The sequence below is a fragment of the Enterococcus gallinarum NBRC 100675 genome (genome assembly GCF_001544275.1).
Classification (GTDB): Bacteria; Bacillota; Bacilli; order Lactobacillales; family Enterococcaceae; genus Enterococcus_D; species Enterococcus_D gallinarum.
The window spans coordinates 18,981-41,808 of the sequence record NZ_BCQE01000020.1 but is presented as its reverse complement, the minus strand read 5'-3'; the positions used below and the strand labels follow the sequence as shown (position 1 = coordinate 41,808).

Sequence of the window (22,828 nt, the reverse complement as noted above, 5' to 3'; positions counted from 1 at the left end):
TCTCTATGTATCGATAAAATCATTTTCAAATGGATATCTATTCATATGAGTTTTATTTCATGTTATTTATTGTTGACAAGAGAAATTTTTGTTGGTAAAGTGTCAATGTCAAAACGTAACGTTTACGATTTGTGACGTCTAAATCAAAACAGAAGGAGTATAAATGTATATGGCAAAAAAGTCTAAAATTGCTAAAGCAAAGAAACAAATGGCAATGATTGAAAAATATGCAGACAAACGTCAAGAATTAAAAGCCGTAGGAGATCACACCGCCCTTGCTAAATTGCCAAGAGATTCAAATCCAAATCGTCTGAGGCTTCGTGATCAGACGGATGGCCGTCCAAGAGGGTATATGCGGAAGTTTGGTATGTCCCGTATTAAGTTTAGAGAGCTTGCCCATCAAGGTTTGATTCCTGGAGTAAAAAAAGCAAGTTGGTAAGAGGAGGAAATATCATGGCAGTACCAGCAAGAAAAACATCTAAGGCGAAGAAACGGTTAAGAAGAACTCATCAAACTGTAGTAAAACCAGAAATTTCATTTGACGAAGCGAATGGTGATTATAGACGTAGCCATCATGTATCTTTAAAAGGGTACTATAATGGAAAGAAAGTAATTAAAGGAGCTTCAAAATAGTTTAATATATAACTTTTAGGAGGGAACCAAAATGGAAATTATTTACCCACCTTTAGTTGAAGAAGGATTAAAGTATTATCTTGAAACGACCCAGCAATCGCTAGATAAATGCACTTTTTATCGTTCGATGGTAGAGAGAGGAATTATTACTGAAACGGGTTTACCGACCCAACAGGCAATTGAAAATGGATTAGTCAAAGATTACTATGAGGACCAAGGCTTATCATTTGATGATTTTTTAAGAATCTATCCAATTTTTGAAGAGTATGACGAGGAGTTATTTCAATGTATCGATGGTTATTGGGAGATACCTGTTGATATGAAAGAAAATTTAGTTTCACAATTGGAATCTGGCGAGTTAACTTTTGAAGATACACAACAAATTCAAGCATATCTTGAAGATCGATAAGTATTGAAGGAGGAAGATTTATGCGTCAAAATATTATTTTGGAATGTGTCGAAACTGGAGAACGTCTGTATCTCACCAGCAAAAATAAACGGAATAACCCTGAACGGTTAGAATTAAAAAAGTATTCGCCAAAATTGCGCAGACGGGCAATTTTCAAAGAAGTGAAATAGCTAAGTGGTAAAAAGGTGACAAAATGGGCATACCAGTTACAATCGTTTCTGGGTTTTTAGGGGCTGGAAAAACAACGCTAATCAATCAAGCCTTGCAAGTCTCACCCTACCCCAGGGAAGAAATTATTATAATTGAAAATGAGTTTGGTGAAGTTGGGATTGATCACAAATTATTAGTTCATAGCGAGGAACGGGTGTTACAACTAAATAATGGATGTATGTGTTGCAGTCTTCGCAGTGATTTATTAGCAATATTGATTTCTTTACTGGAAACAATAGAAGAACATCAACAACCAATTTCACAAATCATCATTGAAACTACAGGTATAGCAGATCCCCAACCAATCATTCAAACACTTTTAACAGCGCCTCAACTAAGAGGAAGAGTATATATCGATAGTTTATTGACTGTTATTGATAGTGACAGTTTTGAATTTATTGAAAGAGAACCACAAGCCCTTAAGCAACTTGTCATGGCAGATCGCATTTTTGTGTCTAGAAAACAAAACTTGAATTTATCTGCACTAAAAAAATTACAGAGAGAAATCAAAAGTATTAACCCTTTATCCGATATTCGAATGTTCACACATAGTGAAACGATTCAAAAAAAGGATTTTTATAATTTGAAAAAATTTAATCATCCCTTAGTTTTTGAAAGTGATTCATCAGAAAATCACTATAATGGCAAACACTATCATCAACACCATCAAGTACATGAGTTTAAATCAATTCTCTTAACTTCAGATCAAGACATAAAAAAAGATTTTTTACTCCAATGGATTGACTGGTTGATTTTAACCAACCAAGGGAGCCTGTATCGTTTTAAAGGATTGATTGCTTTACAAGAGCAGGATTTTATAGTTGCCATGCAAGGGGTAAACGAACAGGTTAATTTTCAATACACCACTCGACAAAAAGACCAAACCACTATTATTCTAATCGGAAAAATGTTGGATGAAGAAAGGATCAAACAGAGTTTTGATAAATTACTGGCGGAAAGCAAATAATGATAAGTATTGATTGGGGGTAATTTCTAATGGAGAAAACGGATATATCTAGTGCATATCGACGACTTAAAAGCCCGAATATTAAAACTAGAAAAAGGGCATTAAAAATTATCAAAGAACATAAACGAAATAAAATGAAGAAATTAGCATAATTAAGGAAGGAAAAAGAATGAAGAAAATCAGTGTAGGACTTGTTGGGATAGCAGCTCTAGGATTATTGGGAGCTTGCTCCAGCACTAATGATGCAAAAGTATCGAATGATAAAGATGGAAAATTAGAAATTGTAACAACATTCTATCCAATGTATGATTTCACCAAAAACATCGTCGGCGATGAAGCGAACGTGGATTTAATGGTTCCAGCGGGATCAGAACCTCATGACTATGAGCCCTCAGCTAAGGATATGGCAAAAGCTCATGATGCTGATGTTTTTGTATATCATAACGAAAACATGGAATCATGGGTACCAAAAGCTAAAGAAAGTTGGAAGAAAGCTGGGCCTAATGTAGTAGAAGGAACAAAAGACATGATTTTATTGCCAGGTAGTGAAGAAGAAGATCATGATCACGGAGAAGAAGATCACCATCATGAACTAGATCCTCATACGTGGGTTTCACCCAAAATGGCAATTAAGGAAGTTTCAAATATCAAGGATCAGTTAGTTAAATTGTATCCGAAAAAAGCAAAAGTATTTGAGACAAATGCTGAAAAGTATTTGACTAAACTGAAACGGTTGGATGCTGACTATACCACTAGTCTTAAAGAAGCGAAACAAAAAAGTTTTGTGACACAACATGCAGCCTTTGGATATTTAGCTTTGGATTATGGATTGATACAAGTTCCTATTGCTGGACTAAGTCCTGAAGAAGAGCCATCTTCTGGTCGATTAGCTGAATTAAAAGAGTATGTTAAAAAAAATAAGATCAATTATATTTATTTTGAAAAGAATGCTAATGATAAAATCGCAAAAACTTTGGCCAATGAAGCTGGGATAAAATTGGAAGTATTGAATCCTCTTGAAAGTCTTACAAAAGAACAAATGGATAATGGTGAAGATTATGTTTCAGTAATGGAAGACAATCTAAAAGCGTTAGAGAAAACAACTATGGTTGCTGGTGAAGAGGTAGTTCCAGAAAAAGAAGCGAAGGATGAAAAGACAGTTGCTAATGGGTACTTTAAAGATGCCGATGTGAAGGATCGCGAATTGAGTGATTATACAGGCGAATGGCAATCTGTTTATCCGTTGTTAAAAGATGGAATTTTGGATGAAGTTTTCGATTACAAAGCAAAACTCAATAAAGACATGACAGCTGCCGAGTACAAAGATTATTATACTACTGGCTATAAGACAGATATTGATACTATCAACATTAAAGACAACACCATTGATTTTGTAGTCAACGGTGAACATCATCAATACACATACAAATATGTTGGATACAAAATTTTGAATTATGAAAAAGGAAACCGTGGTGTTCGTTTTAATTTTGAAACTGATGATGCAGGTGCTGGTCGCTTTAAATATATTCAATTTAGTGATCATGGAATTGCACCAAGTAAGGCAGAGCATTTCCATATTTTCTTTGGTGGAGAAAGTCAAGAAAAACTTTATAATGAAATGCATAATTGGCCTACTTTCTATCCAGCTTCATTATCTGAGCATGAGATTGCTCAAGAAATGATGGCCCATTAAAATCCAATCTTTGGAGAAAATACATGGTAAGAAAAGTATTATTGTCTATGGATTCCAAGAATATTGATGCTTATCGGCGTTATCGATTTGCAAAGCAAATGAGATTAAATGGGAGTACATTAGCTGATATTGCTGCAACTTTACATGTTAGTGTTGATACAGTTCGTAGAGTGTTAAAACAAGACCGGGATTGTTGTTTTATCAAGGTCAATACTGGAAGAAGTAGACGTTTAGCAAAACGATATAATAGTTTGATTAATTAGTTGTAACAGTAGAGCAGATTAATTTTCTTTTATTAGGATTTGATCTGCTCTTTATTATGTATAGGAATTAACATATTCGAAAAAATATTACAAAATTGTAATGCTATTATTTATAATTAATTATTTTACAATGCTAAAATTGATGATAATATTTTATTGTATCTGTTAATAAAAGTTTTTGTACTATTAATTGTGATTTTTAAATGATTGAAAAATAGAGAGGAGGAAGCAATACGTAGAAAAAATATTTTAAATTGGTGTAAGTACAAATATGTTATTTACAGTATTTTAGTTTCTCGTATTAAGTGTTACTACTATGGTGAATTCTTTAGAGACTTAATAAATAGTCTTCTTTGATAGATTGTTAAAGGGAACTTAACAAAGTAATAAGATGCATAATCAAATGCACAAAAAACAAAAAAAGAAGTTTCTTCGAATAGAAATTCTGAAATAACATCCTTTCGCCTAATAGTGAATAATTTAAATAAAGAGAAACTGGCTACACTATCAAAGCAAGTGATTCTGTTTAGCTAATTACTAATAATTAAAGTATTAAAATAGTATGTTTAATCAAATAGAACAAGATTGGATAATAGTTTATATTTTTAATCCTAGACCATTATTGGTATTTCAAAGACTACAACCATACTAATTAATCTATCGAATGGTACAATTTCAAAAACTAAAATCAAAACTAGTGATTCTAATGTTATCAAAACTGAGTTGAAAATTAAGTAGCCACAATATCTAAAGTGGTGAGGAATTAGCGATAATTACTACGCCGAAAGTAAAAGAATAATAGAAAAAACTTTCCTTAAAAATTATCTATGAATTCGTTTTCATTATAATTGCGCTGTTTTATTTTACTTTATGATGATAAATGGAGGGATAAAGTCATATGTCTGACAAAAATACCTATGCACGTCGTAGCCAACGTCACAAACAAGAACCTGATACCTGTGAAAATACAAATCAATTGAATGAAGCTGTAAAGCCCAAAACCGGAAACGAAAACAAACAACCAAAAATACCGAAGAAAAAATCTAATTATAGCAAGTATATATTCGCATTGTTTACCGCACTTATTCTAGTAATTGTCGCTACTGGCGGCTATATTGTTTATACATTAAAACAGCAAGAAGCAGAAGCTCAAGCCAAATATGAAACTGCTGCAAAAAATCTCATGGCTTCAATCCAAGAAGAGCAAGACCAAAGTGGAATTTCAACGAAAATAGATACTATAAATGACGGAGAAAATAAGTGCCTTGTTTACCGTCCAGTTGATGAAAATACTGTTCCTTTCAAAAATGCAAACCAGCTCTTAGACGAGCTTGCTCAAAAGCAACAAAAAAAGCATCGTGAAAAAGAAGTGCTCACAGTTGCCAGAATAAAAGCAACAGCAATATCTTCTAAAGTTAATCAATATAGAATTGAAGCAGATAGTTTTATCTGGGATCGCAGTAAGGAAAATTTCAAAAAGCCAGATAGTATTTCTGAGAAAGATATCTATATTTTCAAAAAAACTGGCAAAGAAATCACAAATAAGGATTTGATTCCAGATGAAGGAAGTCTCTTAGGTATTCAACAGGTGATTCAGCAATCCATACTTGATCAAGCCAAAGAACCTGAAAAAATCATTGATGCTGTATTAACAATGGATAGAATTTCTTATGATAGTAAAATGACTTATACACCTGATGAATTGACTATCGTCTTACCAAAAAATTCAACTGGAACTTCTAAAGTCACTCTAAAATACAAAGATATTGCTCCATTCATTGATACAGATCTGGTTTCGCAAGAAAGTATAAAAGATACATTACCTGCATTAGATGAAAATAAAAAGTACGTCGCTCTTACTTTTGACGATGGTCCAAATAATAGCTCAACACTTGATTTGTTGAATATACTAAAAACAGATAACGTGAAAGCTACTTTTTTCATGTTAGGACAGATGGTGGATCAAAATCCAGATGTTGCAAAACAAGTCCACGACGAGGGTCATGAGGTAGCATGTCACTCGTATTCTCATCCACAATTGAATACACTTTCGACAGATGAATTACAAAGTGAAATAAATAAAGCTAATAAAGCAATTTTCAAGGCTACAGGCGTCTTGCCTCGCAATATCCGTCCCCCTTATGGCGCTATTGACAAAAAAAGTGCTGAAACAATTGGCATGCCAATTATTCAATGGGATATTGACTCACAGGATTGGAAATCAAAAAATCCTAGAGCAATCAATAATGTTGTCAAACAGAATGTTTATAATGGTGCAATCATCTTAATCCACGATATCCATCCTGAATCAGTTAAAGCCATACCAAATATGATCTCCATGTTAAAAAATAAAGGGTACGAATTTGTGACGATCGATCAACTATTGTCAGGAAAACAAAAACCATTGCATCAATATTTTGGTATGAATGATGAGCGACTAGTAGACTAACTGTAATTAGATTGAGTGGTATTTGAAGAAATTATATTTGTAGTTTCCTTATTTGATGAAAAGTCATGTAAAACAAATTAATAAAGAGTATTAAGTATACTAACTGTTGTAAGTATACTTAATACTCTTTTAGTTATTAACTTTAGTCAGTCTCGTTCGCGTAGCGTACGAAACAAAAAAACACGCATTTCTGTGCGTGGACGAAATAGCTTTAGCGATAAAAAACTCCTTTCGATATACTAATAATGGCTACTAACCGCATATCAGATCGAAAGGAGTTTCTAATGTTTACCGACGATAAAAGTGTAGCACATACGAGATGGAATTGTAAGTATCATATTTTCTTTATCCAAAGTATCGACGAAAAGTGATTTATGGAAAGTTAAGAGTAGGTATTGGTCAGATATTAAGAAAATTGTGTGAGATGAAAGATATTGAAATCATTAAAGCTCATGTTATATTCATTTGTTAGTAAGAATAACGTCAAAAAATAGTATTTCCAGTTTTATGGGTTACTAAAAAGACGTCACTGATCAATTTAGAAAGGTAAATATATTCTGGTAATAAAGATAGACTGAACCCCGTAAAAACCTCATTGCAACGAATCAAGGAAAGACGCTTTTGCTTCTCCCTTGATTGGGCACATTCTTTGATTTTGATTTTTGATATTGATTATATCTTTTAATTCGCCATAGTTATTTATGCAATAAAGAACTAAATTTTCTAAGAATAGACTTTCTAGATTCTTTATTTTCAGCTTTTACTAAAATGAAGTCATCCTATCCATTTTATTCAAAACAAATTTTTTAATAAGAAAGATCTGTTCTTTTTCTTTGAAGGAAAAGAAAAAGAAAACGTGAAAAGAAACTTATGCAATCTATACTGCTAATAACCTCTATAAGATCGTTGTATATTGATATTATTATCATGTTTATTTTAGGAAGAATACTATGAGTTAAGTTTTTAATAAGAAATGTCGAGTTTATGAACCTTTTTTCAAAGTTGAAAAATTTCTTTATTTGATAATGGCGATCAGCATCTTTTAGAATGGATGCAATGGTTAAACTGATTGTTGAGTATATAATCACTTGTTTGTTTTTATTTATCTTTTCCCCACTATATGGTTAGTAGTCAGCCACTTTAGAAAGAGTTTTAGCTGTTTTTTACTTGAGGAACATCATTTTATTGGCAGTCTTATTTGACTTATTAAGTGAATTTATATTAAAAAAATTCGTTTTTACTCATAATAATCTCTACTAAGATTCCTCCTTTATTTGAGTATCATTCTCATTTGATTATAAATTAAATCCTTCCCTTTATTATTATCAACGAGAAAAAAGGTTAAATGAATACAAAAGAAATAGATCTTTTGTGACTAATAAAAAGTGAACGTTCATATTGAAAATATTATAAATTTAATTTAACATATAAATTGAGAAAGGGAATCTATTCTAACCTTTCTTATAAAATGAACGTTCGTTTTTAGGTTTTCTTTTTGATAACTTTTTATGTTAGGAGGATAAAGTATGTTTTATCAAAGAAGCGAGAAGAAGTTTAAGTACGCAATTAAAAAGAAAAAAGGAGGAGGTGGAGCGGCTTCTTTCATTATCGGTGCAATGTTTTTAGGAATAGGATTAATTTCTTGTCCTACAGTTTCTTTTGCTAGTGAAACAACGGAGATAAATCAATCAACTGAAATCCAATCTACTTTGAATAATTCTATTCTAAAAGAAAGTAATTCAGAAGAAAAACAAAATATTGATGTGTCGGAAGATAGTGCTATAAATAAAGATCTAGAACTAGCTTCGAAAGCAACCATTTCTGAATCAGAAAATTCATTTGGTGAAACTACTAACAATCAAGAAAATACAAATTTATCTGAAGATAGTATTGAAGTTCAGTCAGAGAGTATTATTCAAAAGGAAGTCTTGACTGATAATGATGCTATTCAACAATTAGAAGTACATCCTCATGAAGATAGCGATGATGCTGCTTTAGTTGAGAATCAGATGACAAGAGTTACAGAAGAAAGTATAAAAAGCAATACTTCACAAGTAGATAAAGATACGACAGTTTTATCTAATACAACAAGGGACTTAGTTAATTTAGAAGATACTGCTATAGAAAATGTTACTCCACAAAAAACGATCAAAAAAGATAGTATTTCTTTATTAGAGGAAAATAATTCATCATCAGCATCAAGAACTTTACGTAGAAGTGTTAGGAGTCTTGATGTTCAAACTGGAGAAAACTTTTTAGAAGATTGGGCACTACCAGACAATTCTAACATTTCTGGAAGTTTGATTACTCAGACTGGAATTACTTATGTGGGTGTAAAAACTGATGATCCCACTCAATTACATTTGAAAATGGCTTACAGAGCTGCAGCAACGCCTGCTTCAATTGATTGGATTTATCTTCGTGTGGATCCAGAGCTTACGAAATATATTGAAGAAATTAACATAAAAAATACCGTAAACATCGGTGCACAAGTTGGGTACCAACGATATTTTGAAAAAGTAGATACTAATACATTGAGCAATGTAAATACTTTTGGAACTCCGACAGGTGTAAGTGATGCTTATGCACAAGTAGATCAAAAAACTGGCGGAATCTATCGTGTGTTATTAGATAAATTTTTCATACGTATTCCGGGCACGAATCCTAAGAGTCGAGGCGCGCTATCTGGAAACTGGGGGGTATTTCCATCTGTTCCTCTCGAGGCTGAAAGATATGAAGCGAATATCTATATAAAATTATCGAAAGATGTCGCAGAGTTACAGCAAGAGCTTGGAAGGGATAAGTTTGGTGTTCAACTTCGTTTACAAGGTCAATCAAGTTCTGGTGTTGCAACTATTGCTAAAGAAAGTTTAAATAAGAATACTATTGTTGATCTTTCACAAGAGGAGCCAGATGAAAATAATTCAAATTGGTTAAACTCACCATCTGTCCATACAATTACTACCACTTATGAAGGAAAGCAAATGGGAAGCGATGGTCAGTTCAGTAGTATTCTCGAAGGAACTGATAAAAGTCTGATTAGAGTTCAGAATACGATCATGAATAACCTTTTATATGGAACGGCACTTGATTTAGGTCGACCTGTTTCATTTAATATTGAGATTGATCCACAAATATTAAATTTAGTTTCAGATGATGATTATATTACGATTTGGCAAGTATACAGAGAAAATAGTATCAACCATCATGACGGTGGATCAAATGCACCTGTCATGTTGAAAAAGAATATGTTTGTAGATAATAAAATAAAAATTGAAGTCAACAAGGATAAAGCTGGTCAGTATGAAAACGGAGTTTACTACGTTAATGCTGTTGAGAGCTTTATGAATACTTTGAGTTCTTCACCATTTGTTGGTGCAAACTTTATTGATATTCCTGTTATGCCTAAACCTCTAATTGAAGATGAAGATCAATTGATATCAGCAGAAATTAAAACATGGTTTACAGATAAAAAAAATGATCAAGAGAGAATAGTAAGAAACTCACTTGCTTCAAGTTACATTAATTTATTCCCTACTACCATTAATTTCTATGATTATTCAACCAAGGATACAGAACAATTATTGAAGTTACGTGAATCAACCTACTTAGTTTCTACGTTTGGTCAAGAAATTAATGGAATGGATATGGGGGAAACATACGAAATTAGTAATTATGAGTTTGTGACTGCCGATCCTGAAAGTTTAATAATCACACAAAAAGATGGAAATATCATTAATTTGTATTATAAGAAACTTTCTAGTGATGCTGAATTTTATGAACCAGAAGTAGAAAAAGAAGAAGTCAACTATGGAGAAACGATTGATCTGACGGATAATGTAACTAATCTGGAAGAGTTGCCGGAAGGCACGAAAGTGAACGATGCTACACCAGAAGGTGTCATTGATACAACCCAGCCAGGTGAGTATGAAGGAACGATAGAAGTTACGTATCCAGATGGAACAAAAGATACAGTGAAAGTTCCAGTGGAAGTAGTGGACAATCGAAATGATGCTGAAAAATATACTCCAGAAGTAGAAAAAGAAGAAGTCAACTACGGAGGAACGATTGATCTGACGGATAATGTAACTAACTTGGAAGAGTTGCCGGAAGGCACGAAAGTGAACGATGCTACACCAGAAGGTGTCATTGATACAACCCAGCCAGGTGAGTATGAAGGAACGATAGAAGTTACGTATCCAGATGGATCAAGTACAACGGTTAAGGTACCAGTAACAGTCAAAGATAAAGTAGATTGGGTAGAAATCAAACCAATTCCAACAATTGAACCAGAACAAATCATGCCAGAAGAAGTTCATAAAGGAGAAGGAGTTGACCTAACGGACAACATTCTCAATCTTCCAGAAGGAAGTAAAGTGGAAGTCGTTACCCCAGTGGACACTACACAAGTAGGTGAACATAAAGGAGAAGTGAAAGTCACCTTCCCAGATGGATCAAGTACAACGGTTAAGGTACCAGTAACAGTCAAAGATAAAGTAGATTGGGTAGAAATCAAACCAATTCCAACAATTGAACCAGAACAAATCATGCCAGAAGAAGTTCATAAAGGAGAAGGAGTTGACCTAACGGACAACATTCTCAATCTTCCAGAAGGAAGTAAAGTGGAAGTCGTCACCCCAGTGGACACTACACAAGTAGGGAAACAAGCTAAAAAAGCGAAAATGTTACCCAAAACAGGTGAAGAGGATACAAATATGATTACTATCTTTGGTGGTCTTCTATTGTTGGGAAGTTTAGGCCTAATTGATTATAAAAAGAGAGAGTCTAAAAAATCATCAAGTAGAATAGAAAGATCAAAATGATTACCCACTACCGAAAGAAGGATGATTATCAATATCAAATTTTAACTATAAAAGTAATTTGGCTTTTGCAAGGAATACTCAAAAACGATTAGTGATACTAATCGTTTTTTTTTTTTTTTTATGAGAATGAAATTCCACCTAAAAAGTATGATTATTTTTTTAGTTTTTTCGAAAAAAAGGCACTCTCTGATTGTTGTATTAGTGGAAAGGGGAAAAGGAGCATATTTATCGTGCAACAAAACTACAATGAGAAATCTATACAACACCAATTTGATGCCTACTGCAAAAAAGTATTACGAAACGAAGCTAAGTCTATTCGAAAACGAAACACTAGAATAAAAGATAATGAGGAACCACTGAATGATGTAAATGAAGGGAAGTATCCACAAACTAATTTTGATGAACAAGATGTCTATTTCTTATTTGGAATGGAGATATTAATTTCAGATCAGAAGTTATCAGCAGCAATTGATCAGTTATCGGATATAAGAAGGAAGATTATTCTACTTTATTATTTTGCCGATTTTAATGATGCTGAAATCGGTAGAATTCTCAATATGAGTACAAGTGGTATCTGGTATCAACGAACGAAGGCAGTTGAACAATTGAAAATGGGGTATGACCTATGGTAGATAAACCCAAAAAATGGCAGTATCCATTAGTTCCACTATCTATTATCCTATCTGCTCTAGAAGAAGATCCAATTTCGATCAAGATGATACTCAAACATTATCATAATTATATAGCTAAGTTATGTTTAACAAATGGATTTAATGAGGTGGGGCAATTTATTACCTATGTGGATGAATATATGCTAAGGCAATTAGAAGTTAAATTAATAGAAGCTATATTGAAATTTAAAGTTAACTAGCTAAAAACTCCCCTTTCTACTTTTTCTACCAAAAAGAGTCTTCTAATACTTTAGATTAGCGGATTCTTTTAGGTAGAAAACCTATTGTTCATTGAAAAATAAATATATTCTATCAGTACGTTAACACTTCAAGGAGCATATTTTAGTTACGCCATGATCTCTTATTATAAAGAAGGAGCGATAAATATTCTAAAATAATTTTTATAGTCAATAAAAAGCGATGATTTGAGGTTGGGATAATGATACTTCCGTAAGGCTCGCCGTAAACTTGGGGAGAGGTGAAATTCCTATGTGCTTTTGACAAAGGCAGCTGATAGATTAATCCTTAATAATAGAAGGGAAGAGATAATCATGTCAAAGAATAACAATAAAAATAATTCATCAGAGTTAGAAAATTGTTTATTTAATCCCAAAAAGCTAGAGGATTCTATCAATAAAGTAAAGAGAATAAATGACCTACCGTTAGTTTTAACAAATAAAGATCTAAAAGAACAATTTCAAATAAGTGATAGTACTTTAAATCGTCTTATAAAACTAGATAATTTTCCAAGATGCTGGTTTGGCATCAAAGGGCATTACCTTAGAGATGATATTTTGGAGTGGATAAAAAAAGGAAAGGAAGAATACTTTTGTGATCAGTTTCGTTTATTACGAGAATTGTAGAATTTATTTTTTCGTCTGTATATTGTATAATTATTTTATAAATAGAAAGATTTTCAAGAGTTTCCGATTGTTGGGTTCCTTCATAATTGGGGGTAAAAACAAATGGAAAATATGAGTCGTTTTAAAAAACATATTACTGCAACAGGAAAAATTACTTGGTACTTTCAGGCTTTTCGAACTACGAGACGAGGTTTTAATTCTAAGCGTGAGGCTCAGCTAGCTTATCTTGAAATGGAAAAACAACACAGAAATAAGCAAAAAAGAATTGCTAGTAATGATAAATTCAATGTGGTTAGTCAAAAGTGGTTTGAATATTATCGATCACTAAACGAACAAAAGAGGGCAACATATGATAAGCGAGAAGAACAGGTAAAAATACTTAATCGATGGATTGGTGATAAAAAATTAAGCAGTTTATCTTCAGAAGAACTACAAAAATTCCTTTTTATTTTAAAAGAAAAAGGAATTGACGGCATTGATGTTGGTTATGCTAAAAATAGTTTACAATCTCTTGTTCAAGTTCTAAATATGATTTTTAAATATTGTAAGAAAAAGAATTTGATAAATGAAAATCCAATGGAGTTTGTAAAAATGCCTAAGTATCAGTTAACAGTTGAAGATTTAAAAGAGTCTGTTAATAGTTTAGAAGATAAGTTTTTAACAGTAGATGAATTGCGAACTTTTTTAAATTATGGGATCATTTATGAAGAATTACCCATGTCTGTTCTTTTTCATGTTTTGTTTTATACTGGGTGTCGTGTGAGTGAAGCACTTGCTTTACAACCTCAAGATATAGATTTTGAACGAAATGAAATCTTATTTTATAAGCAGACGGCAGTAAAAGGAAAAAGCAAAGATTTTCGAATTGAAACTACAAAATCTGTTAGTTCTGCTAGAAGAGTACCTGTCACACCGTTAGTAATGGAGAAATTGCACGAATTAATTGATGTATTAAATAAAACAAAAAGAAATAGCAATTTTGTTGTAGACGAGACTTATTTATTTGTTTATCTTGATCCTGGTAAGCGTGGAGTTCCTTATCGTCGTGAATATGTAAATGACCACGTTAAGCGCTGTGTAGAGAGATGTGGAATCAACAAAAATTTCCATACTCATCTGGCTCGTCATACGATGGCTAGTTTAGTAGCTGAGTATTGCAGTTGGGATGTTTTAAAGGATCGTTTAGGTCATACAGATAGTACAACTTCAAAAATATATCGGCATTTAACATCAAACGAAAGAATAAAGCCTTTGCTTGCTTTTGATTCATTAGAAAATTAGATTTTGGCAGAAGTGCAGGTATTTTAGAATCTAAAATAGGTGTTGTGACTATGCTTTAGTCAAAGTGTAGTCAGAAAAAGAGAAAAACTTTTATATCAATACTTTAATGACTTTTCACAAGTATCAAAGAAATTCGTCGTTAATCATTTATTATCAGATGAAGCAAAAGCCCTTGATTTCAAGGGCTTTTTTCTTTTGGTCAGGAGGGATCCTATCATTTGCTTTAATACCTCATGCGCAAGTAAATAAGGCTGATCATGTAGCTGCATATTTTTTAACAGTATCTCGAAAATTGTCTTTTGTTCTGACTGAGGATTTGATTGAATCCGAAGAAAAGTTTGATTAGAATCTCGAAAAAGTCATGAAAGTCGATAAAAATTATGCTATACCTAAACAAAGATAAAAATTGAAATGAGGGATGAGGATGAAAGTCACTTATTTGGGTACTGCTGCGGCAGAACGTGTCCCAGCCATATTTTGTAATTGTAGGATCTGCCGTCATGCGATGGAGAAAAAAGGACGGGAGATTCGGACCCAAACGCAAACGTTGTTGGATGATGGCAAGCTTTTGATCGATTTTCCTGGGGACAGTTACCTGCACCGATTGAGTGGTCGAGTGGATTATAATCGCGTCGAAGCGTTATTGCTGACCCACTGGCACTCAGATCATTTTTACGGAGAAGATTTAGCTTATCGAATGTCCGGCTATGCCAATGGGATCACGACCCAATTGGCTGTCTATGGCAATGCCTATGTGAAAGGTTTTTATGACCGAGCGTTTCAATTGGAAGGACGTTACGATGAACAACGTCTGACGTATCATCTTTTGGAAGCGTATCAAAAAACATGGATCAATGGCTATGAGGTGTATTCTTTGCCGGCACAACATGGTCATTTTGCCGAAGATTGTTTTATCTATGTCATCAAAGATCCAACAGGCAAAACACTTCTCTATGGACACGATACAGGCTACTTGACGGAAGAGATGTTTGCTTTTTTAGAAGCAAATAAGTTTAATTTTGATTGTGTATCAATGGATTGCACGGGACAGAACAATGCTGACCAAATGGCCAATCATATGAATTGGTTGCAAAATATTCAAATGAAACAGGAACTGATGGATCGCAAGTTAGCGACTGAAAAGACGATCTTTGTCGCCAATCATTTCTCTCACAATGGAGGGAGAACCTATCAAGAAATGGCAGATCTCTCAGCTTCAGAAATGATCATTACCGCATATGACGGGTTGGAGATCCATCTTTGAGCCACTTGGAAATCGTATAGCACGTATACGCTATCGTTAGTTTAATAAGCGAGTTGAGGACCTATATTTGATCTCCTCGATTCGCTTTTTTTGATAGTCTGAGATAAACCGCTTGCTGATGAAGGAGAGTAGCTAATAAAAAAAGATACCAGTTGAATTGCGAAAAAGGAAAAAATAGAAGTTGTTCTTGAATGAAAATAGTTAGAAAATCATTTTTCATTTTCTTCTATGCCTGTTAAAGTCAATGATACCAATCATATTAACAAGACCAAAAATGAAAATATAAAAAACACTGTTCATAGTATTGACTCATAAAAAATACCACTACTATACTTGTATTGTGGTTATAACCAGTTAGGAGAGACATCGATGCAAAATACATTTCAATCAAAATCACTTTATTATCAGCTGGTAGAAATATTGAAACAACGAATCGAAAACAGTATGGTCGCTCATGATAAGCTGCCATCAGAAAGAGAGTTGACCAGTTTTTATGGCGTTAGTCGCACGACGGTGCGACTAGCATTGCAAGAACTGGAAAAAATGGGCTACATTTATCGACAACATGGAAAAGGAACCTTTGTTTCGGAATTAAGGACAAATGCGACTGATCTAGCTGGTGCATATAGTTTTACCGAACAAATGCGGGCAATGGGCAAACATCCTGAAACTAAGATATTGGCCTTCAAGAAGATTGAAGCAACCAAGTATTTAGCGGGGCATATGAATGTTCAATTAGGTGAACCTTTGTTTCAGTTAGACCGTTTGCGCTTAGCCGACGATTTGCCAATGATGATCGAGAAATCCTATTTGCCAGTGAAGCTATTTATGACACTATCTCGGGAACTTCTATCTATAAAACCGTTATACGATTTGTTTTCTGAAGATTTCAATCAAATGGTACGATCGGCTGACGAAGAATTTTATGCCAGTATTGCCCAGAAAGAAGATAGTGAGCTGCTAAATATTCCAGAAGGATCACCAGTGCTCCATTTAGTTCGCTCAACCTATAATCTCGAGAACGAAGTGATTGAATTTACATTAAGTGTGGCACGGGCCGATAAGTTTCATTATAAGATCAGGCATCTGCGTTCCACTAACTGAATTGGAGGAAAGAAAATGTTTATGTTGTCAAAAGAAGAACTGCAAAAGCTAGGAGCAGAAAATACTACCCGAGAAATTCGACAACAACCGGAACTGTGGCATGAGACGTTTGACCGTTATCAAGAAACAGTCGCAGATCTAGATCGTTTGTTTACGGATGCGAAACAACATGCTGGAGAGCGACCAATCCGCGTCATTTTTACAGGGGCCGGAACCTCTCAATATGTGGGGGATACGCTAATTCCATTTCTTACTAGTCAAGGAAATACGAACCAGTTTATTTTTCAAAGTATTGGTTCGACCGATATCGTTGCTACACCAAAAGAGTACCTGATTCCTGATGAGACAACGATCTTGGTCTCATTTGCCCGCAGTGGGAATAGTCCAGAAAGTCTAGCCGCAGTTGAGATGGCCAATCAGCTGGTCAACAAGATCTATCATATCGTGATCACTTGTGCACCAGACGGATTATTGGCTACACAAATGCCTGCAAAAAAAGAAAATTTGGTTTTACTAATGCCAAACAAAGCCAATGACGCTGGTTTTGCTATGACAAGCAGTTTCAGCTGTATGACGCTGACTGCGCTACTTATTTTTGATCAAGCAAGCAATCAGCAAAAAGAAAGATATGTTCATCAATTAAGCCGACTAGGAGAAGAAGTCATCCAACGAGAATCAGAGATCCAAGGGTATCTGGCATCAGACTTTCATCGCATCATTTACTTAGGTTCGGGAAGTTTAGGCGGTTTGACTAGAGAAGCGCAATTAAAAGTTCTCGAGTTGACTGCTGGAAAAATCGCAACCGTTTTTGATACATCTTTAGGATTCAGACATGGCCCCAAATCTTTTGTCGATGAGCAAACATTGGTTTTCCTGTTTGTCAGCAATGACTCTTATACGCAGAAATACGATGTAGATATGCTGGAAGAAATCAAAAATGACGGTATTGCCCAACGCGTTGTTGGAATTGGTCAAAAGGGTTCATTGTTTAGTGGTGATTCCTTTGAATTAGCTGCAGATTCGTTACTGCCGGATGGCTATCTTGCTTTAGCAGATATAATGGTAGCCCAAACGATCGCATTACTTTGTTCGGTGAAGGTTGGTAATACACCAGATACACCATCGCCAAGTGGAACAGTCAATCGTGTGGTCAAAGGTGTAACGATTTATCCATATGAAAAATAGGAAAGAGTGTGAAGCATGTTAGAATGGTCGGAAAATAAAAGACAAGCAATGGAACGTTTATCGACGCCGGAGGGCATTATTACCGCCTTGGCGATTGATCAGCGTGGCGCACTAAAGAAAATGATGTCAGCTTTAGGGATGGAAGCGACGAAAGAAACGATTGAGCGGTTTAAAACACTGATTTCACAAGAATTGACGCCCTATGCCTCAGCCATTTTATTGGATCCAGAATATGGGCTGCCTGCTGCACAAAAACGTGCAGCAGAGAGCGGTCTTTTGCTGGCATATGAAAAAACCGGTTACGATCAAACCGTTCCGGGTCGCTTTCCTGATTTGCTTCCGGATTGTTCAGTTATTCGGTTTAAAGAATCAGGTGCTGATGCGGTGAAATTTTTGCTGTACTACGATTGCGATGAAGAAGAGGGAATCAATTTTCACAAGCAAGTTTTTGTTGAACGAATTGGAAGCGAATGCATGGCTGAAGGACTGCCATTTTATTTAGAGTTATTGTCATATGATGCTAAAAATGCAGATACAAAATCGCTCTCCTATGCTAAAACAAAACCGCGCAAAGTGATTGAAATGATGAAAGAATTCTCGAAACCCCAGTATAAAGTAGATGTCTTAAAGGTTGAAGTACCAGTAAACATGTCATTTGTTGAAGGAAATGCAACAGGGGAGATCGCCTATACACGTCAAGAAGCTGCCGCTTATTTTAAAGAACAAAGCGATGCAACAGATTTGCCGTATATCTTCCTAAGTGCTGGGGTATCAGCGGCATTATTCATGGAGACATTGCGTTTCGCCAAAGATGCTGGGGCACGATTCAACGGTGTACTCTGTGGCAGAGCAACTTGGAAAGAGGCAGTCGCTCCTTTTGTTGAAAAAGGAGAAGCGGCAACTTTAGAATGGCTGACAGAACAAGGGACGCAAAACATTCGACAATTGAATGAAGTGATAAGAGAAACTGCCGTTTCGTGGCATGAGAAAGTAGTACAGCCAGTCCAATAGAGCAATTTACCTTGCAAAGCTGACTACTAATGAATGGGAGCAGAACATGGCTACGTTTGAAATAAAAGAAGAGTTTTTAATGAATGGTTCTCCTTTTAAACTACTATCTGGTGCGATTCATTATTTTCGGGTCCATCCGGATGATTGGGAGCACTCTCTTTATAATTTGAAAGCGCTAGGATTTAATACTGTTGAAACCTATGTGCCTTGGAATTTGCACGAACCGCATAAAGGGTTATTTCAGTTTGAAGGCATTCTTGATTTAGAGCGTTTTTTGTCCTTGGCACAAGAGCTTGGTCTATATGTCATCTTGCGACCTTCTCCATATATATGCGGCGAATGGGAATTCGGCGGGTTACCTGCTTGGCTATTGAAGGAGTCTGGACGATTGAGAGCATGTGATCCGAACTATTTAGCGCATGTAGCGGAATATTACGATGTGTTACTTCCAAAAATCACTCCTCACCAGTTGAGTCATGGAGGGAACATTCTAATGATTCAAGTGGAAAACGAATATGGGTCATATGGTGAAGAAAAAGCTTATTTGAGAGCTATCAAAGAAATGCTGACAAACTGTGGCATTGATATGCCTTTATTTACTTCGGATGGTCCTTGGCAAGCCGCCTTACGAGCTGGCAGCTTGATTGAGGACGATGTGTTGGTAACAGGAAATTTTGGTTCCCGAGCAAAAGAAAACTTTGCAGCGATGCAGGATTTTTTTGATCAGCACAACAAAAAATGGCCTTTGATGTGTATGGAATTCTGGGATGGCTGGTTCAATCGCTGGAATGAACCAATCATTCGGAGAGACCCAGATGATCTCGCTGAATCAGTCAAAGAAGCTTTGGAAATCGGCAGTGTCAATTTATATATGTTTCACGGCGGTACCAATTTTGGATTTATGAATGGTTGTTCGGCTAGAGGCGCAGTCGATTTACCGCAGGTCACTTCCTATGACTACGATGCACCATTGGATGAGCAAGGGAATCCGACAGCAAAGTATTATGCATTGCAGAAAATGCTAAAAGAACATTTTCCAGAATTTGAACAGCACGAACCGCGCATCAAAACATCTCTATCAATGGAACTTCAACTACAAGATAAAGTCAGTTTGTTTTCTGTTATCGATCAAATCAGTCAACCAGTAACGACGGTTTATCCGCAAACAATGGAACAATTGGAACATCCCTATGGCTATCTCTTGTACCGTACGAAGAAACAACGGGACACGGAAATAGAAAAGCTCCGGATCATTGATGGAAATGATCGAGCCCAGGTTTTCTTGAATGAAACGTTGCTTGCTACTCAATATCAAGGAGAAATTGGTGAAGACTTGTTTATTAAGCAAGCGGCAGAAGAAAATCAATTGGATATTCTAGTAGAAAATATGGGACGAGTTAACTATGGACATAAGCTGACAGCAGAGACCCAGCGAAAAGGGATTCGTAGAGGCGTGATGGCTGATCTGCACTTTGTGACCAACTGGACCCATTACGGAATAGACTTCAGTAAGTCACCAGCAATTGATTTTACGCGGGACTGGCATTCTGAACAACCTGGATTTTATCGCTATTCCTTTATGTTGGAGGAGAAAAGAGATACCTTTATTGATTTGACCGGGTTCGGCAAAGGGGTCGTTCTGGTCAACAATGTCAATATTGGACGCTTTTGGGAAGTTGGTCCCATTTTATCATTGTACCTACCAAGCGGATTTTTGAATCACGGGGAAAATACAATCATTATTTTTGAAACGGAGGGCTGCTTTGCAAAAGAAGTACATTTGAGAAAAGAACCGGTCTATAAAACGATGGAGGCGAAAAAAGTATGAGTATTATTGGTGTACGTATTGATGGACGATTGATTCATGGACAAGTGGCAAACTTATGGACGACCAAGCTGAATATTAGCCGAATTATGGTTGTGGACGATGATGTAGCAGAAAATCCAATCGAAAAGAGTGGCTTGAAATTAGCAACACCTGCAGGGGTCAAGTTGAGTATCTTGCCGATTGAGAAAGCAGCTGCCAATATTTTGGCTGGAAGATATGATTCTCAACAGTTGTTGATTGTTGCTAAAAAACCTGACCGTTTGCTCAAGCTAGTGGAATTAGGTGTACCGATCACTGAAATAAATGTTGGAAACATGTCCCAAACAGCTGAAACAAAGTCTATTACCAAGTCAATCAATGTTGTTCCCGCAGATATTGCTGATTTCAAAGAACTTGCTAGCAAAGGTGTGAAACTTTTTGCACAAATGGTCCCTAGCGATAAAGCTGAAAACTTTATGAGCCTTTTAGAAAGATAGGAGAATCAATATGGAAATTCATTGGTGGCAAATTTTATTATTATCATTATATGCAGGTTATCAGATTCTAGATGAATTACAGATCTATTCTTCAATGAGTGCGCCTGTTTTTGCTGGTCTTTTTTCAGGGTTAGTGATGGGCGATATCACAACCGGTTTATTGATTGGTGGTAGTATGCAACTGACAGTCCTTGGTGTAGGGACTTTTGGCGGTGCTTCGCGGATCGACGCCAATTCTGGAACGGTTTTGGCCACGGCATTCTCTGTTGCATTAGGAATGGATCCAGAACAGGCAATTGCTGCAATTGCTGTACCGGTAGCTAGTTTGATGATTCAATTAGATATTTTAGCTCGTTTTGCGAATACGTATTTTGCTCATAGAATCGATACCCACGTGGAAAATATGAATTTCAAAGCCATCGAACGAAACTTTTTGTTGGGTGCAGCACCGTGGGCGCTATCACGACTTGTTCCTGTATTTCTCGCGTTAGCTTTCGGTGGCGGATTAGTCGAAAACGTTGTTGGTTATTTGAATGGTGATTTAAAGTGGTTAGGCGATGGATTATCCGTTGCCGGAGCAGTCTTACCAGCTGTAGGTTTTGCAATTTTACTTCGTTATTTACCAGTAAAAAAACATTTTCCTTATCTTATTTTAGGCTTTGTTTTGACAGCGTTATTAACAACGGTATTTAGCAATATCCAGCTATTGGGCAGCAGTGTAGCAAGTGTTGTAAAAGATTTCAGCGGTACCTTCAACGCATTACCAATGTTGGCAATCGCACTAATTGGTTTTGCATTTGCCGCTATCAGCTACAAAAATGGACAAGCACGTCCAGCAAATAATACCGCACAAAACGAGCAGCATTCGGAAGGAGAGATTGAAGACGATGAAATCTAATGTTAAATTAACGAAAAAAGACTTCCAACAAATCAATCGGCGCAGCCTATTTGGTTTCCAACTAGGATGGAACTATGAACGGATGCAAGGATCAGGTTACTTGTACACCATTTTGCCACAACTACGTAAAATCTATGGGGACAATACCCCTGAATTAAAAGAAATGATGAAAACGCATACGCAGTTTTTTAATACATCAAATTTCTTCAATACCATTATCACGGGGATTGATCTAGCGATCGAAGAAAAGGAAGGGTTTCAGGCAAAAGATACCATTTCAGGGTTGAAAGCCGGGTTGATGGGACCTTTCGCAGCGATCGGTGATTCGATTTTCGCAGCCTTAGTGCCAACGATTTTTGGTGCATTGGCTGCAAATATGGCCATCAATGGAAATCCGATCGGCATCTTTATCTGGATCGCTGCACAAATCGTAGTCATGATCTTTCGTTGGAAACAACTGGAATTTGCTTACAAAGAAGGTATTTCCCTTGTGACAACCATGCAAAGCCGCTTAACAGCATTAACAGATGCTGCGACATTACTGGGTGTCTTTATGGTAGGGGCATTAGTGGCAACAATGGTCAATGTTAAATTTGCCTGGGCACCAAGCATTGGTGATGTCACATTGAATATGCAAAACAATATCGATATGATCTTGCCACGGCTTTTACCAGCCGCTATTGTCGGTGTTGTGTATTGGATGTTAGGAAAGAAAAACATGACATCAACCAAAGCGATTTTCGTCGTATTGATCGTTAGTGTTGCCCTGTCAGCGTTAGGAATTATTTCAAAGTAGGTGG

At 35.7% G+C, this 22,828-nt stretch carries 22 protein-coding genes and 1 pseudogene; all 23 read left to right on the top strand.

Annotation, left to right across the window (positions count from 1 at the left end; translation table 11 throughout):
* The first annotated feature begins 169 nt into the window (after window positions 1-169).
* The 23 genes and pseudogenes from rpsN (at window position 170) to EG2_RS12170 (ending at window position 22,824) form a co-directional block, all read left to right on the top strand.
* Complete coding sequence (gene rpsN / locus EG2_RS12275; protein WP_060815000.1) at window positions 170-439, top strand: 30S ribosomal protein S14; 270 nt, start codon at window positions 170-172, stop codon at window positions 437-439.
* 14 nt (window positions 440-453) lie between these two features.
* Window positions 454-633: a 50S ribosomal protein L32 gene (rpmF, locus tag EG2_RS12270; RefSeq protein WP_002297318.1), complete on the top strand. Its 180-nt coding sequence runs from the start codon at window positions 454-456 to the stop codon at window positions 631-633.
* A gap of 31 nt (window positions 634-664) precedes the next feature.
* Window positions 665-1,042 carry a hypothetical protein gene (locus tag EG2_RS12265; protein ID WP_060814980.1) on the top strand — a complete coding sequence of 126 codons (378 nt, stop codon included), beginning with the start codon at window positions 665-667 and terminating at the stop codon, window positions 1,040-1,042.
* A gap of 20 nt (window positions 1,043-1,062) precedes the next feature.
* Window positions 1,063-1,212, top strand: coding sequence for a 50S ribosomal protein L33 (gene rpmG / locus EG2_RS12260; RefSeq protein WP_002297320.1), 150 nt, complete (start codon window positions 1,063-1,065; stop codon window positions 1,210-1,212).
* A gap of 23 nt (window positions 1,213-1,235) precedes the next feature.
* Complete coding sequence (locus tag EG2_RS12255; RefSeq protein WP_060814979.1) at window positions 1,236-2,219, top strand: CobW family GTP-binding protein; 984 nt, start codon at window positions 1,236-1,238, stop codon at window positions 2,217-2,219.
* 29 nt (window positions 2,220-2,248) lie between these two features.
* Window positions 2,249-2,371 (top strand): putative metal homeostasis protein, encoded by a 123-nt coding sequence (locus EG2_RS18895; protein WP_002322279.1) that lies wholly within the window; start codon window positions 2,249-2,251, stop codon window positions 2,369-2,371.
* Between the two features lie 17 nt (window positions 2,372-2,388).
* Window positions 2,389-3,912 carry a zinc ABC transporter substrate-binding protein AdcA gene (locus EG2_RS12250; RefSeq protein ID WP_060814978.1) on the top strand — a complete coding sequence of 508 codons (1,524 nt, stop codon included), beginning with the start codon at window positions 2,389-2,391 and terminating at the stop codon, window positions 3,910-3,912.
* Window positions 3,913-3,935: 23 nt separating this feature from the next.
* Window positions 3,936-4,175 (top strand): helix-turn-helix domain-containing protein, encoded by a 240-nt coding sequence (locus EG2_RS12245; protein WP_060814977.1) that lies wholly within the window; start codon window positions 3,936-3,938, stop codon window positions 4,173-4,175.
* Between the two features lie 898 nt (window positions 4,176-5,073).
* Window positions 5,074-6,624 (top strand): polysaccharide deacetylase family protein, encoded by a 1,551-nt coding sequence (locus EG2_RS12240; protein WP_060814976.1) that lies wholly within the window; start codon window positions 5,074-5,076, stop codon window positions 6,622-6,624.
* Window positions 6,625-6,908: 284 nt separating this feature from the next.
* Window positions 6,909-7,140 (top strand): annotated as a pseudogene (gene tnpA / locus EG2_RS18485) (IS200/IS605 family transposase); the annotation flags it as partial.
* Between the two features lie 1,010 nt (window positions 7,141-8,150).
* Window positions 8,151-11,447: a Rib/alpha-like domain-containing protein gene (locus EG2_RS19895; protein WP_060814975.1), complete on the top strand. Its 3,297-nt coding sequence runs from the start codon at window positions 8,151-8,153 to the stop codon at window positions 11,445-11,447.
* 230 nt (window positions 11,448-11,677) lie between these two features.
* Window positions 11,678-12,079, top strand: a complete 402-nt coding sequence (locus EG2_RS12230) for an RNA polymerase sigma factor (protein ID WP_060814974.1) — start codon at window positions 11,678-11,680, stop codon at window positions 12,077-12,079.
* Window positions 12,073-12,318 carry a helix-turn-helix domain-containing protein gene (locus EG2_RS12225; RefSeq protein ID WP_060814973.1) on the top strand — a complete coding sequence of 82 codons (246 nt, stop codon included), beginning with the start codon at window positions 12,073-12,075 and terminating at the stop codon, window positions 12,316-12,318. Before EG2_RS12230 ends, EG2_RS12225 begins: the two co-directional genes overlap by 7 nt.
* A 351-nt stretch (window positions 12,319-12,669) precedes the next feature.
* Window positions 12,670-12,981 (top strand): helix-turn-helix transcriptional regulator, encoded by a 312-nt coding sequence (locus tag EG2_RS12220; RefSeq protein ID WP_060814999.1) that lies wholly within the window; start codon window positions 12,670-12,672, stop codon window positions 12,979-12,981.
* Window positions 12,982-13,083: 102 nt separating this feature from the next.
* Complete coding sequence (locus tag EG2_RS12215; protein WP_060814972.1) at window positions 13,084-14,262, top strand: tyrosine-type recombinase/integrase; 1,179 nt, start codon at window positions 13,084-13,086, stop codon at window positions 14,260-14,262.
* A 424-nt stretch (window positions 14,263-14,686) separates the two neighbouring features.
* Window positions 14,687-15,526, top strand: coding sequence for an MBL fold metallo-hydrolase (locus EG2_RS12205; protein WP_060814970.1), 840 nt, complete (start codon window positions 14,687-14,689; stop codon window positions 15,524-15,526).
* A gap of 369 nt (window positions 15,527-15,895) precedes the next feature.
* Complete coding sequence (locus tag EG2_RS12200; RefSeq protein ID WP_060814969.1) at window positions 15,896-16,630, top strand: GntR family transcriptional regulator; 735 nt, start codon at window positions 15,896-15,898, stop codon at window positions 16,628-16,630.
* A gap of 15 nt (window positions 16,631-16,645) precedes the next feature.
* Window positions 16,646-17,815: an SIS domain-containing protein gene (locus EG2_RS12195; RefSeq protein WP_060814968.1), complete on the top strand. Its 1,170-nt coding sequence runs from the start codon at window positions 16,646-16,648 to the stop codon at window positions 17,813-17,815.
* 15 nt (window positions 17,816-17,830) lie between these two features.
* Window positions 17,831-18,826: a tagatose-bisphosphate aldolase gene (lacD, locus tag EG2_RS12190; protein WP_060814967.1), complete on the top strand. Its 996-nt coding sequence runs from the start codon at window positions 17,831-17,833 to the stop codon at window positions 18,824-18,826.
* Window positions 18,827-18,872: 46 nt separating this feature from the next.
* Entirely contained in the window at window positions 18,873-20,654 is a 1,782-nt protein-coding gene (locus EG2_RS12185; RefSeq protein ID WP_060814966.1) for a glycoside hydrolase family 35 protein, read from the top strand.
* Window positions 20,651-21,130, top strand: a complete 480-nt coding sequence (locus tag EG2_RS12180) for a PTS system mannose/fructose/N-acetylgalactosamine-transporter subunit IIB (protein ID WP_060814965.1) — start codon at window positions 20,651-20,653, stop codon at window positions 21,128-21,130. The genes EG2_RS12185 and EG2_RS12180 overlap by 4 nt, the downstream gene beginning before the upstream one ends.
* Window positions 21,131-21,140: 10 nt before the next feature.
* Window positions 21,141-22,028 carry a PTS mannose/fructose/sorbose/N-acetylgalactosamine transporter subunit IIC gene (locus tag EG2_RS12175; protein ID WP_060814964.1) on the top strand — a complete coding sequence of 296 codons (888 nt, stop codon included), beginning with the start codon at window positions 21,141-21,143 and terminating at the stop codon, window positions 22,026-22,028.
* Window positions 22,018-22,824 (top strand): PTS system mannose/fructose/sorbose family transporter subunit IID, encoded by an 807-nt coding sequence (locus EG2_RS12170; RefSeq protein WP_060814963.1) that lies wholly within the window; start codon window positions 22,018-22,020, stop codon window positions 22,822-22,824. Before EG2_RS12175 ends, EG2_RS12170 begins: the two co-directional genes overlap by 11 nt.
* Window positions 22,825-22,828 lie beyond the last annotated feature (4 nt).